Annotated in this window: 10 protein-coding genes and 1 riboswitch; of the genes, 3 read left to right on the forward strand and 7 right to left on the reverse strand. The window is 38.4% G+C overall.

Annotation, left to right across the window (positions count from 1 at the left end; all coding sequences use genetic code 11):
• Positions 1 to 136: 136 nt before the first annotated feature.
• Positions 137 to 2572 carry a TonB-dependent receptor gene (locus M2408_RS22240; protein WP_259186735.1) on the reverse strand — a complete coding sequence of 812 codons (2436 nt, stop codon included), beginning with the start codon at positions 2570 to 2572 and terminating at the stop codon, positions 137 to 139.
• Positions 2573 to 2626: 54 nt separating this feature from the next.
• Positions 2627 to 2752: riboswitch (TPP riboswitch) on the reverse strand.
• Positions 2753 to 2983: 231 nt separating this feature from the next.
• Here M2408_RS22240 and M2408_RS22245 point away from each other — a divergent pair.
• Genes M2408_RS22245 through M2408_RS22255 form a run of 3 tightly spaced genes read left to right on the forward strand, consistent with a single transcriptional unit; the run spans position 2984 to position 5986 of the window.
• Positions 2984 to 4159: an amidohydrolase family protein gene (locus M2408_RS22245; RefSeq protein ID WP_259186737.1), complete on the forward strand. Its 1176-nt coding sequence runs from the start codon at positions 2984 to 2986 to the stop codon at positions 4157 to 4159.
• Between the two features lie 37 nt (positions 4160 to 4196).
• Positions 4197 to 4478, forward strand: coding sequence for an acylphosphatase (locus M2408_RS22250; protein WP_259186738.1), 282 nt, complete (start codon positions 4197 to 4199; stop codon positions 4476 to 4478).
• 5 nt (positions 4479 to 4483) lie between these two features.
• On the forward strand, positions 4484 to 5986 hold the full coding sequence (locus tag M2408_RS22255; RefSeq protein ID WP_259186740.1) for a lipopolysaccharide biosynthesis protein: 1503 nt from the start codon (positions 4484 to 4486) through the stop codon (positions 5984 to 5986).
• A gap of 71 nt (positions 5987 to 6057) precedes the next feature.
• Here M2408_RS22255 and dusB read toward each other — a convergent pair whose 3' ends face one another.
• From dusB to M2408_RS22285, 6 genes are all read right to left on the reverse strand, one after another.
• Complete coding sequence (gene dusB / locus M2408_RS22260) at positions 6058 to 7053, reverse strand: tRNA dihydrouridine synthase DusB (protein ID WP_259186741.1); 996 nt, start codon at positions 7051 to 7053, stop codon at positions 6058 to 6060.
• Positions 7054 to 7119: 66 nt separating this feature from the next.
• The gene (locus M2408_RS22265; RefSeq protein WP_259186743.1) at positions 7120 to 9561 is read right to left on the reverse strand and encodes an outer membrane beta-barrel family protein; all 2442 of its coding nucleotides are present in this window, start codon (positions 9559 to 9561) and stop codon (positions 7120 to 7122) included.
• A 10-nt stretch (positions 9562 to 9571) separates the two neighbouring features.
• Positions 9572 to 10705 carry a PepSY domain-containing protein gene (locus M2408_RS22270; protein WP_259186744.1) on the reverse strand — a complete coding sequence of 378 codons (1134 nt, stop codon included), beginning with the start codon at positions 10703 to 10705 and terminating at the stop codon, positions 9572 to 9574.
• 67 nt (positions 10706 to 10772) lie between these two features.
• Positions 10773 to 12029 (reverse strand): DUF4374 domain-containing protein, encoded by a 1257-nt coding sequence (locus tag M2408_RS22275; RefSeq protein ID WP_259186745.1) that lies wholly within the window; start codon positions 12027 to 12029, stop codon positions 10773 to 10775.
• 25 nt (positions 12030 to 12054) lie between these two features.
• On the reverse strand, positions 12055 to 14445 hold the full coding sequence (locus M2408_RS22280) for a TonB-dependent receptor (RefSeq protein ID WP_259186747.1): 2391 nt from the start codon (positions 14443 to 14445) through the stop codon (positions 12055 to 12057).
• Positions 14446 to 14559: 114 nt separating this feature from the next.
• Complete coding sequence (locus M2408_RS22285; protein ID WP_259186748.1) at positions 14560 to 15648, reverse strand: DUF4374 domain-containing protein; 1089 nt, start codon at positions 15646 to 15648, stop codon at positions 14560 to 14562.
• Positions 15649 to 15736: the final 88 nt, after the last annotated feature.

Raw genomic sequence — 15736 nt, forward strand, 5'->3', positions numbered from 1 at the left:
ATGAAAAGTATAAAACCAAAGTTAAAAATTCCGATCGTCAAACACGATCCAATCTAATATTTATTGGCGCCAAAATAAAAAGCCTCCTTTTCTATTGAAGAGAAGGAGGTTTTCTATATATGCGGGATTCTAATTGTTAAAATTTGATATTTAAGCCTAACATAAAATTTGTAGGTGCCTGTGGAAAGTAAAAATTGTAATATTTTCTGGTATCGCCTTCCATCCAACCAAAAGTATAACCGTTTGTTTCATACTTTTCATTCAGGATGTTGTTTATCTGTAAACTTAGATTAATGTCTTTTATGCCTAAAGCTGTAAAATTATAATTCGCTAGCAGATTATTAACAAAGTATGAAGAGATGCTTCTTTCTTTCGCTGAAGAGTTATCGAGATATTGTCGTCCTACATACTTTGATAGTAATGAAAATGTGAGTGGTTCAATAGGGCTATAGGAGAAGTTACTGGATAAGATCGTATTTGGCGATAGGGCAATATCAGTCTTTGGATAGGAGATTCTGAGGTCGCCAATGACTTCTTCAAAATTCTTGATCTTATTCTGGCTGAAGGTAGCTGTAGCCTTCCAGTTCAATTGCTTATTGATGTTCCAGGCTCCGTCAAATTCCAGTCCAATTCGATAACTGTCTTTCACATTTTGTCGGATTGGGGAACCTGTATCACTGATCTCACCTGTTGGAATCAATTGGTCCTTATAAAACATACCATATCCATTCAATCCAATATTGAATTTGGTGTTAGTGAATCTATATCCAATTTCGATGTCCTGCATTTTTTCTGGCGTTGGATCTGGAAGTTTGCTGTTTTTCTCTATGAAATCTTTCCGGACAGGTTCCTTTTGTGCGAAAGCATAGGAAGCATAGATATTTGCATGATCATTTAATAGATAGGTTGCTCCCGCCTTGGGATTTAGGAAATTGAATTTTGGGTGGTAATTGTAGTTTTTGACCTTATCATCATCGCCATACATGTGGTAGTCTACATTTCTGTACTGCACGTCGGCCATTAAAATCCATTTATCCAATTTGTAATCGACCTTTAGAAAATTGCTGAAGTCATTTTTTTGCGATTTTCCAAAGTAATATTTGTCATCTATAAATCCCGTTGAGGCATACTGTGCCCAGATTACTTCACCATAATGTTTTCCTCGATATTGATTGTATGCACCACCCCAAATAATTTCAAGTTGCTCATTGGGTTTGTAATTAAGAGCGTAGGTCATACCATAAAAGTAATTGTCAAGCCATCTTCTGCGGACTAGATCTGTTTTTTTTATGGTGTCCTGGCCAATGATGACATCTGGTAAACCATATTTACTTAACTTATCGGCTGGTCTCATCTCCTCATAGTAACCATAGCCTCTTGTATAATGTAGTGCGGTATTTAGCGTAAGCTTGTCGCTGAGGATATTGGTGTAATGAAGTTGGTGATGCTTCTGTGTATAATTGTCCGTTTGATTTTTGTAGGTATATAGGTTATAGTTCCTTCCTGCATTCATAAAACGGTCCTTTTCTTTTCCAGCTATTTCTAACCCATAATCTGCATAATCGTCCATACGGGATCTGTCCCCTGTGATCAAGGGTTCTGGTACCCCGTTCCAAGCCTGATATGTCTTTTCTTTCCCCCAGAATACGATTCCTTTTAAAATGTGTTTCTTACCGTAGTAGCCCCCGTCGATATAAAAAGATTGTAGGTCTGAGGCGCCTCTTTCGATATAGCCATTGCTGCTAATCCTTGATAACCGGGCATTGAAAGCAAACTTGTCGTTGATCAATCCTGTACCTAGCTTCACTGTATTTTTCCAAGTGTTGTAAGATCCAAATGAATTGTTAAGTTCGGTATAGGGTTTTTCGGCTAGAGTATTTGATTGAATATTTAACGAGGCGCCGAAAGAACCAGCGCCATTTGTTGAGGTTCCAATCCCCCGTTGTACTTGAATGCTTTCAGTAGATGATGCGAAATCAGGAAGATTGACAAAGAATGAGCCCATGCTTTCAGCATCATTTAGTGGAATTCCATTAAGAGTTACATTGATGCGCTGGTTGTCAGATCCCCGAATGGTCATGTTTGTATATCCTATGCCGGCTCCTGCATCGGAGTTGACCTGGACAGAAGGTGTTTGATTCAATAGATAGGGGATATCCTGCCCCAGATTATTTCGGGAAATCTCTTCTTTTGAGATATTCTTGAATGTTGTTGGGGCATTCTTTTTAGCTCTGGTAGATACAACGAGTACCTCTTCTGTTCGAATTGTTTTAGGATCAAGTTGGACAGTCAATTCCATATCATGCTCAATATTTAGGTTTTGGGTCCAGGTTTGATATCCTATAAAAGAAACTTGAACAGAATGCTTCCCTTTCTGGATATTATACAATTTGATCAGACCGTCTTTGTCCGATTTGGTTGTAAAAGAAGCCTGTCCATCCAGGGATACAGATGCATTTTGTAGCGGCCTTTGTGTGTTCCTGTCTACGGTCTTAATCGTCAAATTGTGCTGAGCAACAGCAATTTGGATAGAAACAGTAGCTAAAGCGCTACAAATCAAAAATTTGATCATGTTGATGTATTTTGTTTAAGTTAAACAAATCATAGAAAGGGGTCACTATGATCGTTCTATTTAACTAACCTCTCCCTCCGCCAGCATTACCTGGATCAGGTGCACAGAACTTAATCTGTTGGGTATAATCTCAGCCCTTATTTGTGTTTCTGACAAAACAAGGCACCCCTATTCGATGATGCGAATATATACATTAAAATCGAAATGGTATAACATGATGTGTTTTTTGACAAAAGAACAGTCTAGTTAAAAATTTGTTAAAATTTCCTTATGGTTTAAAGTTTTACGTTTAGGCTTGTTTTTGGTATTTATTGTTCTTTTTAGGTACCTTGGCATAGAGTTTTCTACTGTTAGTATGTATTCATATCGGTCAAAAATTTTTAATTACTAATTTGAGAGTGAGGAGATAAAATGTTAAAATATTTAAGCGCAAATTATATTCTACCGATCACTTCAATGCCAATAAAAGATGGTATTGTGGCGGTAGATGAAGAGGGGGTAATTCAGGGTATTTACGACCCCGCATCGTTTACTTTGAATGATAAAGTCAAGATCGAAAGGTATGATGGCGTTATTATTCCAGGTTTTATCAACGCCCATTGCCATCTTGAATTGTCACATATGAAAGGTGTAGTACCCAAAGGTACCGGTCTGCCGAATTTCTTGAGTCAGGTGATGACTTCACGCAGTGCTTCAATGAAGAAAATGGATGATGCAATGGCAAAGGCGGATAAAGAGATGTATGAAAATGGTATTGTAGCTGTCGGCGATCATGTGAATACAGATAACTCTTCTACACTGAAGGAGGAATCGCAAATACTTTATCATACGTTTGTAGAAGTTATTGGTGTTGAGCCTGAGGAAGCTGATTTTAAATTAAAAGAAGCGAAATCGTTGACGCAAGAATTCAGAAATGGCCATGTGTCGATTACGCCACATGCACCTTATTCCTGTTCAAAAGCTCTTTTCAAAAAATTCAAAAAAGCTGTCCCTGAGACGAACATCATTAGTATTCATAATCAGGAGAGTGACGAAGAGAATAAATTGTTTAGATACAAGACAGGTGAGTTCCTGGACTTCTATAAGAGTATCGGAAAAAATGCAGATTCTATTAAAGCGCAAGCCCGGAATTCGATCCAGTCTTATTTACCTTATTTGCCTTATCCGAATAAGTTGTTGTTAGTTCATAACACGTATACTTCATTAAAAGATTTGGATTTTGTGGAGCGTATGGATCGGGACGTTGTGTGGTGTTTGTGTCCAAAAGCAAATTTATATATCGAAGGTGCTTTACCTAAAATTCATAATTTTATAAATGCTGGACAACCATTAGTTATCGGAACGGATAGTTTGGCATCGAACGATACACTTTCAGTATTGGAAGAGTTGAAGGCATTGCATGAACATTTCGAAGATTTGGATTTCTTGCAAACCATTCAATGGGCTACAATCAACGGGGCTGTTGCGTTGAATATCCAAGATAAATATGGATCTCTGGAAGTAGGTAAAAAGCCGGGAATTGTTTTGCTCCAAGGTATGGAACACATGCGTTTGACAGATAAAGTTAAAATCAAACGTTTAGCATAGTATTTAATTCCACAAAAACTTCTGTACTTTTGCTCTTATGAAACATTTGAATATTTCAATAAGGGGTAAAGTACAGGGAGTCTTTTTTCGATTGACGGCCAAAGCTGTTGCAGATCAGGTTGGTGTAAAAGGCTTTGTTGTCAATCAAAAAGATGGATCTGTCTATATTGAAGCTGAAGGTGACGATTTTGCACTCGATTCAATGATGGACTTCTGCCAGGAAGGTCCAGAGGATGCAAATGTTGAAGCTGTTGAAGTTAAGGAAGGTGAGCTGAAGGGCTTTTCTAATTTTGAAGTGATTAAAAGAGTCCAATCCTAAGCCTAGTGTCAACAATAAAGAAATTTCTCAGCGATACCGTTATCTATGGTGTGACTACTATCGTTTCAAGAATGATAGGATTCCTGATGACACCACTCTATCTCCGTAAATTCAAGGATGCGGCGATCTATGGAATTTATTCTAATTTTTATGCGTGGATGTCCATGCTGAATGCTATTCTAGCATTTGGAATGGAGACAACTTATTTCCGGTATTTACAGAAAGTTGAACCACAGGATAAGAATAAAGTTTACAATAATAGCTTCTTTATTACTTTAATTACCTCCGCTTTATTACTGTTGTCTGTATTTGTTTTCACAAGACCTATTGCTTCATGGTTTGCGGATGGTGGAGATGTGTCTCTTTATGAGAAATATATCAAATACTTCGCATTTATTCTCGTTGCAGATGCGCTTGCTGTCATACCATTTACAAAATTACGTGCGGAAGGGAGACCTTATAAGTATAGTGCACTGAAATTTGTCAATATTGGTATTACCGTGATTTCAAATTTGTTCTTTATTTTATTCTTACCGGATTGGGTACATAAATATACTTTTTGGGCCGATTTTGCTGGAACATGGTTTAAAGAAGGTTGGATTGGTTATGTCTTTATTTCCAATCTTTTCGCAAGTATTGTTACATTAATTCTATTACTGCCTGAATTGTTAACTTTCCGATTCAGCCTAGATAAAAGATTAATGAATGAAATGTTAAAGTATAGCTTCCCAATTTTAGTCGCTAATATTTCATTTATTATTAATGAGAATCTAGACAAAATGTTCTTTCTGAAATTGGTGCCAGGGGAGGCGGGGAAAGATGATTTAGGTATATATGGTGCAGTTGCTAAATTGGCCGTATTTTTAAGCTTATTTGTTACAGCTTTTAGACTAGGGGCAGAACCTTTCTTCTTTTCATATTCAAAAAACCAGAACGCATCGAAAACCTATGCACTAATCATGGAGTATTTTGTTATCCTTATGGTTATCGCAATGGTCGGATTGACAGTCAATCTGGATTGGCTGAAATATTTTATCAAGGGTAATGAAAAAGAAGTCGCAACATATTGGACTGGGCTTAAAATTGTCCCAATTCTTTTATTCAATTATGTGCTACTAGGAATATATATGAATTTATCGATTTGGTATAAGTTGACGGATCATACACGTTACGCTATTTATATTTCGGGCATAGGAGCACTAATTACAATTCTGCTCAATGTGTGGCTTATCCCAACTTATTCCTATGTTGGTGCTGTTTTATCAACAACAGTAGTATATCTAGTCATGATAGCTTTTTCACTTTACTGGGGCCAGAAGTATTATCCCATACCTTATAAGATGATCAAGATCTCTGTCTATCTCAGCGTAGGGCTATTGATTTCCTGGTTGAGTTTTCAGGTTTTTCATAGTAATATTTGGATCGGAAACGCGATGTTATTGCTACTGCTTGGTATTACTTTTTTCTTGGAAAAGAATGGGCTAATGAAATTAATTCGAAGAAAATAGCCGGTTTGTTCAGGACATAAAAAAGGCGACAACTTAATTTGATTGTCGCCTTTTTCAATTATTGGAAAATCTTAAAATACTTCAGTTTCGAAGGTATGTTCAATATCATGGAGTACATCCAAAATTTCGTCTTGCGTTTGTAAGCTGACAAGTTTCATTCTGGATTCTTTAAAATTCGGAATTCCTTTGAAATAATTTGCGTAATGTCTCCGCATTTCAAAGATCCCTAATTTATCACCTTTCCATTCAATGGATTTGTTTAAGTGTGTTTTACATACCTCGACACGTTCGGCAATTGTAGGTCCTTCCAGGCGCTCACCTGTATGGAAGAAATGTTTGATTTCTCTAAAGATCCATGGGTAACCAATTGCAGCACGACCGATCATAATGCCATCAACCTCATATTCTTGTCTCCAGGCAGCGGCTTTCTCCACCGAATCCACATCACCGTTCCCAAAAATTGGAATCTGAATGCGTGGATTGCGTTTGATATCACGGATCATAGACCAGTCAGCCTGACCTTTGTACAATTGTGCACGGGTACGGCCATGTATTGCTAATGCTTTGATGCCGACATCTTGCAATCGCTCTGCTACTTCGTATACATTTTTGGTATTGTCATCCCAGCCAAGACGGGTTTTTACTGTCACCGGTAAATGAGTTGCTTCAACAACAGCTTTGGTCATCGCAACCATTTTATCAATGTCTTGCAATAAAGAAGAACCAGCTCCCTTACAGACCACTTTCTTAACAGGGCAACCGTAATTGATGTCGATTAGATTTGGATTTGCTTTTGTGCAGATTTCAGCTGATTGCCGCATACTTTCAATATCTCCACCGAATATCTGGATACCGATAGGCCGTTCATATTCAAAAATATCTAGTTTTTGAACAGATTTAGCCGCATCACGAATCAATCCTTCTGAGGAAATGAATTCAGTATACATTAAATCAACACCATTTTGTTTGCAAACATACCGAAATGGGGGATCGCTGACATCCTCCATCGGAGCAAGTAACAAAGGGAATTCTCCCAATTCAATATTTTCACCAATCTTGACCGACATCTTCAATTTTTTTTTACAAAGGTACAAAATTTGGTATTAGTATAAAGTTAGCTAACTGTCATGAGTTTAGAGTCGACTTTTTATGTCTTCAGAACCCGTAGCGCGTTGTGCTGTTGCGTTTTGAGAACCACCGAAACGGTAGCTGAAAGATAAGATGGCAGTTCTACTGTCGGGGTTAGATCTACCGATGAGCCTGACGGTCGGCGAGATCGTTTCATATCGTCGATTGTTGGTTCTAAAAATGTCGTTTACGACTAATTTCAGTGTGGCTTTTTTATTGAGGAAGTTTTTTTGGATGCCGGAATATACCTGTCCGTAGCTCCTGATATGACTGATCCCTACCGTCAAGCCAGATACATAATTGCCCCCCAATTCGATAGACCAATCCTTAGGCAATTTGAATGAATTTTGACTGTTTAGACTTAATGTATTGCCCTTGCGGACAATTAGCCTATCTTGTTGTGGCAATTCATATTCATTCCGATAATAGTTTGCAAAATGGGTTGCCGACCACCAGCTGGTAAATTGGGTCGGGGCAATAAAGGAGATCCCATAATTTTTAAAAGAACCTATGTTTTCGGGTCTTTCAAAAGTAATATAGGGATTAAGTGGATCTCTTCCCAATATCTCGTTGACAACATTTGACCGCTGTGCATAATTCAGCGTTAAGACGTATTTGCTTGCGTAAGTATAGCCTAGTTCAAAGGAGTGTTCGTATGCTGGGTTTAAGTTCGAATTTCCCTCAGCATAGGAAAAAGGATCGGTATATACCCTGAATGGATTTAAATCCCAAAACGAAGGTCGTTGTACGCGATAGCTGTAGCTGGTCTGTACTTTATGATTGTCATTGGCTGTATAAGTGAAAAACGCTGCTGGGAATAGTTTGAAATAGGATCTTTCAAATTGTTCGTTCAATGTAATTTGATGACTACGTGTACGGGTATGTTCACCACGAACGCCTATTTGCGTTGAAAACTTATGCCAGCTTTTTGATAGATTTAGATAACCCGCATGAATAGTCTCTTTGTAGATAAAGTGATTACTTGTACCCAGATCCGGAACATATTGATCATTTTGTAATGTATCATAATGTAGATCGTTTTCAGTGCGTACGTAACTGCTCTTCCAGCCGGCTTCCAGTTTATATTCCTTTGGAAGTGGAAGTGTATAATCTAGCTTGGCGACATATACCTTATTGTCTGAAGGGATATCACCTATTCTTGAGGATTTTGCAGGCGGTGTTGAAGCTCCGACATTGTTGTATGTCGTATTCAGCTGCTGATCCATTTTTGAATAGTGGTCAACAAGGTCAAGATCTATTTTTAATTCATGACCTTTATCATTGAGCTTTAAATTATAATTGACATTGTACAGCATATCTCGCCAACGCTCTTTGCCCTCCGTGATGGTCGTGGATGACCATACTAGATTATCGGTATTAAAGTTTCGGAAATTATTCGTGGTGGGCTCGTACTTTGGATATTTTCCGAATCCTCCATTAATTAAGAAACCTATCGTCTGTTTGGGATTTATGCTGTAATCCATGCCAACTCTAAAATTATTAGATCGGAGTTTGGGCTGAATGGTGTTCTCCTGCTGTGAATACGATTCAGGGACTGATCCCTGATCAGTGTAAAAATAGCGTGTAAGTGAGTTATAATATTTCAGATTTTGGAAATACTGATTATAAATCCCAAATACATTGATTTTTTCTGTACGATAATTAAGGTTTAGACTCCCGCCAAGATGTGCTCCTCTACCGGCACCGGCATTAGCCGATACGGAACCATTAAACCCTTGTTTGAGTCCTTTCTTTAATACAATGTTAATGATACCTGCGGATCCGGCCGCATCCTGTTTTGCATTTGGATTGGACATGACCTCGATTTTATTGATGTCCATTGAGGAGGTGCTCCGTAGGAGATTGGCCAATTGATCGGCGGACAGGTATGTAATTTTTCCATTGATCATTACCGTCGCTCCAGATTTACCTTTAATACTTAGCGAACCACTTTCGTCGACAGCGACACCTGGAATTTTGCTGAGTAATTCCAGTCCGTTGTTGCCGTCTGCGAGCATTGAGTTTTCAATATTGAAGACCAGTTTGTCCTGTTGCTGTTCGATAAATTGTTTTTTTCTTTCGACGACGACCTCAGCGAGATATGCATTGTTTTGCAATAATAGAATCTTGCCAAGATCATACTCACCAAAATGTTCGTCCAACCTGAAATGGGGACTGAAAGTATCCTGATGGGTAAGGCTTTTGACTTTAATAAAATAGCTACCCGGCTTTGTATTGGTAAACCTGAAATTTCCGGTACTATCTGAGTGTGCCGTATTAACCAGTGTTCCATCATTGACGTGATAAAGCGAAATACTTACATAAGGAATGGCCTGTTTATCTTCGCCCACAGTCTGTCCCTTGATATGATTTGCTTTTTGAGCTTGGCTTGTAAATAGGGTACAGATCCAAAGGAGACTTAAGAGATAACGGAGGATATAAGGCATGATTATATAATTAAGTTGTTGCTAATTGTGGACGTCTTGTTTTTTTGGTTGACTTTTTTTTCTTTCCCCACCAGATGTAGAATCCTGTTATCGGCAAAGTCGCGCAGATAAGCGATGCGATGAAGTAGATTATTTTGGTAGTCATTCCACCGATAAAGCCGGTATGCAGAGCGTAATTGGAACGCATGAGCCATTCCGTGGTATTGGCTTCATCAATTGGTCCCTGTTTGCGCCCGGTTAGTTCCAGTGTATTGCGGTCAAAATTAAGGTCTCTCCAGCTTCCGTTGGCCATGTCCGTGCAGGCATAGACCGCTTTATCTTCCTTTTCGGGATAGTGGACAATAACAGCTTCTTTGTTAAATTTTGCGTATTCATGACGCACTTTATACCAGATTTGATCAGCGACCACCAAGGCATCATTTAGCGGCTGATCTGGAGGCTCAGGTTTGTTATTCTTTTCCGTTTTTGGTTTGTTGGGATAGCCTCCTGTCATCCAAACAACAGAACTTCGTATCCAAGGAAAACTCATGATGAGCCCTGTAAAACACATGACGAATGCGATTGTTAGCGCATAGAAACCCAATACGTTGTGGAGGTCATAATTGACACGTTTAAATTTAGCTTTCCATTTGATGGTAAAACTCTGTTCTCTCGATCTACGGTTCCATTTCTTTGGCCACCATAATACCATACCTGTGATCAGTAGTATGAAAAAGATAAAGGTGCTCCAGCCAACGACCTGCCTGCCTATTTTTGCGGGCATCCAAAGATGACGATGCCCCTCATCCATGAAATGGAAAAAATCCTCATGGTTGACAACCGCCAGCACTTCGGCTGTATAAGGGTTTACATAGACAAGACTGTCAGAGTGATCTAGACTTACTTTAACTGATTTGTCCAGACCATAATACCAGGAACTCGCAATTTCATAATCAGGAAGCGTCGCTTTAACAGATTTATAGATCGCTGATGGGGGAAGCTGTTCTTCTGATTTTTGAGCTGTGACCTGAATATAATTTGTGGTTAATTCTTTGATATCATGTTCAAAGACAAGTACGCAGCCTGTAATTCCTAAGATGATAACAGGAATACCCGCAGCGATTCCTAACCAAAGGTGTAGCCAGGCATTAATTTTACTGAGCATAATGGGAAACGGTTTTTTATAATCCGATCTGCACATGTTGGTCGGCAGATCGGATCATTGCGGATGATTAATAACTGATTTTGCTCATTGATGATACTTGGGATATCCCAGTAAATTTCAACCCTCTTTTTGCTGTAGCGTTGTTGATATCAATGATGTAGGTGTAATATTGTTTGTCGTCTTTATCCTGACAGGTATAGTAAGCCTTAGCGCCACCTTTGTCAACATATACGACATCTTTATAACCTTGTTGTTCATGTGAAGGAATCTCTATGATTTCTGTCATTTTTTTGGTCTGTATATCTACGATATATAATTTGACAAGACCACCGCCTACACCTTCGGACTGTTCACCCTTGTTGTAGATCGTCATTAAAAATTTATTGTCTTTGAGATAACTACCTCTTGCTATTTTACCCTTTCCAAGAGATTCGATATCGAAATAGTAATCTTTATCAAATTCATCCGTTCCTTTTTTGATTCTCAGGAATCCAGATTTGTTTTTTGTAGCCAATGATGCTTCATTTGCCGAGAACCATACATATGCATCGCCCTTATCGTCTACTGCTAAACCTTGTTGAGCAAACCAGTTTCCGATATGGGAACCTCTTCCATCACGGATTGTTTTTTCAAATTTAAGTTCAGGATAAGAGAAGATACCGATATAGGTAGTATCTGTCGTCGTAAAATCTCCGCCCCAGTTATTTGAACCATCTCCAGATTGAAACGGAATATAGACTTTATTACCTACTTGAAATACACCTGTCCAGATCGCCATGCGTTTCCCGCCCAATACTTTGGAAAGATCGACCGTGTTTTTGTTGGCGATGGAGAAATTTTGAGCATCATAGTTTCTTAGCGTCGCAACAGGGTTTACCATGCTTCTGTTGGTTGTCCCTAAAATCACATTTTTATCACCGAAATTACCATAGATACCTGCGGTTTCAGCGTTTACCTGATCATCTTTAAGTCTTTGCAGATCGCCTTTGGCATCAATAGCATAAGGAGTGATAGGCCCTTGTCCACCGTATGTCAGACCAAAAACATGGTTGTTTTGATTGATAAAAGAGAATTCTGTTGCTGGCATGCCGTTACCTACAATACTTAAATTACCTTGGCTAACATCATCCGTAGTAACAATATAAGTACCTGATGAACCTGACTCCGAGCTCCCTTGACCAGTTACGATAAAGACAAATTTTTCCTTCTTTTTCGAGTTTCCTGAATCTTCTCCTCCTTCAACAGGCTTGTCCTTTGAACAAGCGGTAATTGTTAATACGCCACAGGCTACTGTAAGCAATCTTAAGTAATTTGACTTTTTCATTTTGAGTTATTTAATAAATTGTGTGTTATTTTTTGCGTATAAAGTATCTGAATTTGACATTGAAAGACCGACTAGGTTTCTGCATTTCAAAATTGTCGTATCGTATTGCGTCGGTTAGGTTATTACATTCCAGCGCAACATTGTATTTTCCCGATGCCATCGCATAGACAATGTTGACATCATGGGATAGTTGTTTGGGAATAATGAAACGCTGTGCTGGTGTGCCCAAACTTGGAAAATCCAAAAAGAAGGCATGGATATATTGGAGGTTGTAACCGATCGTCAATGTATTATGTTTACCTCCGAAGTGGTGCAAATAATAGGCAGCATCTGCATTACCATATAAATATGGGATATTAGGCATGCGATCCCTGTAAACGCTGCTTTCTACGAGTTGACCGGGCTCATATTTCGTATTATTAATTATATTTTGGTAGGTTAGATTACCGCCGATTGAAAACTGATTTTTATAGAAATATTTTAGATTAAGATCTACTCCATTATTGAGTACACTCCTTAAATTGAGGTATTTACTCTCTCTTTTGTTGTTTGAGCTTAATGGGCTGATGTAGAGTCTTATAAAATCAGTTGCATTTCTATAGGTATAGTTAGCATCGATGATGATATGATTATTTACATTCCATTTTTTTGTGTAGGAAAGGCCGACATTGATGTTATGGCTATTTTCTGGTTTAAGTGTTGGATTTGCGCTCAGGTCTTGTGCGTCGCCAAATAATTCGTTGTTTTCAGGTAATCTGGAAGCTTTCTCATAGGAAGCTTTCAATTGTAAATTGGCATTGACAAAGTAGGAAGCCGCAAAACCATAGCCTAATTTATTGACTGTCGTTTCTACATTTTTGTAGATTTCATTTTTCTTGACTTCTTCAAAGTACTTACCTTTTTGGTTGTAATTTTTTACAAATACATTTAAATCCCATTGATTGGCTATGTTGGTACGATAACCTAGTGCGGTAATATTTTTTGTTGTTTTTCGTGGCAACTTGTTGATTTCGAGATCTGGGTAATATTTGTCTTTTCCTTTGCGGTCAAACGTTGTCAATAGGTGATTGACCATAAAATGGTGTTTTTCATTGATCGCATAGGAGAGGTTTGCAATGAAGTTGCCATTGTTATTGTTGAAACGATAGTCGCGTAGTTCGTTTTCGCCTCCGGGAGCATTAGGATTATTTTTGTCTTTGGGTTCACTTTCTCCGGACCAGGTAAATCTTCTATTCACTGTATCCAGGCTGCGTTCTTTACCGAGGTTGTATCGACCAAATATATTGACATCTAATCCCTTTACAAATAGATCTTTTTTGATGTATTTTACACTGGGTTGGATGATATTTCCCAAGGCTTCTCTGCCTCCATAAACATCGTCCATGTGGTTTCCGGTCTGGATTTCTTTTTTGTTTTCACCCAGTGTTATTCCAAAAAGTAGCTGATCTGCATATTTCTTGTTGGAGACTCCGATATTATAAACCATAGTTTCATTTCGGTAGGTATCGTGGAAACGTCTTCTTCTTCCATTGGTATATTTTCCGGTGTCAAAATCAGCCGTCCGGACATTCACCCAGTAATTGTTGTCCGAATAGTTTTGGAAGGCCGATAAGGTCATCGTTAATCCGTTATTCGAGATGTATCCTGCATTTACCGCAGTCTTATGTGTGTTGAAGGAACCATAAGAATAAGAAGCATCAAGGTACTTACCGGGTTCATTTTTGGTGACAATATTCACGGCACCACCTAAAGCATCGCCACCCAGCCATACCGGAACAACGCCTTTGTACACTTCCACACGCTCGGCAAAATTGATCGGGATATTATTCAATTGAAAGGATGAACCAAAATTGTCCATCGGAATACCATCCAGAAATAATTTCACCTGATTGCCGGAAAATCCGTTAATACTAAAAGACATATTTGATCCGACACCGCCAGACTCTCTCAAACGTACACCCGAGACTCTATTAAGTGCCTGGCCGATATCTAAAGTTGTATTATACAGTTTTTTTGCATCTATTGCAGAGACGTTGTAGGGTTGTCGTGTTACTTCACTTGTCGTGGATCTACCTATAACTTCAACTTCCGCCATGATTTTTTGATCTGGGGTCATTTGTATTCCGGATAGATCAATAACATTTTTACTACAGGTTACTGACCGATTTATAGTCTGATATCCGACCGCGGAAATTGTAACCTGATGATTACCGAAAGAGATTCCGCTTATTTTGAAAAAGCCATTTTTGTCTGCTTTGGCTCCTTTATTTGTACCTGATAGGACAATTGTTGCCCCATGAATAGGCTCGTTTGATGCATTGGTAACATTACCTTTGACTTCGGCTAGTTGTTGGGATTGTGAAGGAAATGATATGATTAGGAAAAAGAATAACCATACTACTTTAAATTTTGACATTACTTTATTTAGATTAATTACACATAGAGAAGTTGCGTAACTCTAAATCTACCGAAGGTCAAATAAGTAAATAAAAATTATTATTTTTTAATGTACTGAATATCAATTAGAAATTTAATGTAGTCGATCTATTCTGACAATAAAATCGGTCGCTTGATCTAGGGTAAGACCAACCTTAATATTTTTTGATTTGATATCATAGACCCAAACTTGATGCTGATCCTTTGCATCGTCTATTGTGATATAGGCTTTCCCATTTTCGACGAGAACGGATTCTTTGCGTGTCCCTTTGTCGAAAGGGAGGTTTAATTTTGTCGTAGTTTGGCTGATAAGATCGACCACATAGTACTCAAATTGATAGGTGGAATGATGATCGCTAAAGTCTGTATAGCGGTCTCTACGTTCACTACGGACGATAGCCTGATTGTTGCCCAAATACCACAAGCCATAAGCATGATTGTGCGTTTTGGCTGTTAGATTGAGAAAATAAGTAGGGTTGATGTGGGTGGAATTGCTGTCAATTCTGAAAATTGCAGTAGGTTTTGATGGGCTGTTGCCTAGTGCGATACCAGGGCAGGACATAAAATAGAAATTGCCATTTTCGTCATGAAAGCTATAAGATTGAATCGTATTGACTCCTCCGGGGTAAGAGGAACGTGTATCTTTTTGTATATTTTCTAATTGTAAAGTCGTCTTATCCAGTGTCGCAATATACATTGTATCTATTGTGGTAAAGTCAGTCTCGTTAATCACTTTATTAAAGGTATAACCGATCAATAACCGTTGTTGATGTATGGTACCAAACCCGACGGAAAGAATCTTAAAATCTGCTGAGGCTGAAGGTAGTTTTACTTCTTGCTGTTGGTTGATTTTGAAATCGTTGACAGTAATTTTATAGACCCATAGCCGACGGTTTGTTTTGTTGTCCGAAGTAAATAGGAACAATGTGTCTCGATCAAGCCAGTTTATATTCTCAATATGCTGATCTTGCATAGCCAACTGTGCAATTTCCTTTAATCCATTTGATTCAAGTGTATATTTTCTGAATTTTCCCGCTCTTAAAAAATAAAAATGCTTGTCCTTAACGATGATGCTTCGATCGAATTGTTGTGTCGGAATGTCGATGCCATTTTTTGAGATGGTTAGATTTCCACTATCAACGGTATTTGAGGTGATGATCGTGTTTCCGAGATCTTTATTCATCGTATAGAGACTGTACTTCCCGTCGATATTTCTCCCCCCATCTTCCGTTCTGCAGCTTATTACTAAATGAAGTAATAACAAGGATAAG

Origin of the sequence: Sphingobacterium sp. BIGb0165 (assembly GCF_024810095.1) — a bacterium.
GTDB lineage: Bacteria > Bacteroidota > Bacteroidia > Sphingobacteriales > Sphingobacteriaceae > Sphingobacterium > Sphingobacterium detergens.

Excerpts from the sequence above, each read along its gene's own strand:
- M2408_RS22275 (WP_259186745.1), bottom strand. The coding sequence starts at position 12,029 with ATGAAAAAGTCAAATTACTTAAGATTGCTTACAGTAGCCTGTGGCGTA.
- M2408_RS22245 (WP_259186737.1), top strand. The coding sequence starts at position 2,984 with ATGTTAAAATATTTAAGCGCAAATTATATTCTACCGATCACTTCAATG.
- dusB (WP_259186741.1), bottom strand. The coding sequence starts at position 7,053 with ATGTCGGTCAAGATTGGTGAAAATATTGAATTGGGAGAATTCCCTTTG.
- M2408_RS22240 (WP_259186735.1), bottom strand. The coding sequence starts at position 2,572 with ATGATCAAATTTTTGATTTGTAGCGCTTTAGCTACTGTTTCTATCCAA.
- M2408_RS22285 (WP_259186748.1), bottom strand. The coding sequence starts at position 15,648 with ATGAATAAAGATCTCGGAAACACGATCATCACCTCAAATACCGTTGAT.
- M2408_RS22270 (WP_259186744.1), bottom strand. The coding sequence starts at position 10,705 with ATGCTCAGTAAAATTAATGCCTGGCTACACCTTTGGTTAGGAATCGCT.
- M2408_RS22250 (WP_259186738.1), top strand. The coding sequence starts at position 4,197 with ATGAAACATTTGAATATTTCAATAAGGGGTAAAGTACAGGGAGTCTTT.
- M2408_RS22265 (WP_259186743.1), bottom strand. The coding sequence starts at position 9,561 with ATGCCTTATATCCTCCGTTATCTCTTAAGTCTCCTTTGGATCTGTACC.
- M2408_RS22280 (WP_259186747.1), bottom strand. The coding sequence starts at position 14,445 with ATGTCAAAATTTAAAGTAGTATGGTTATTCTTTTTCCTAATCATATCA.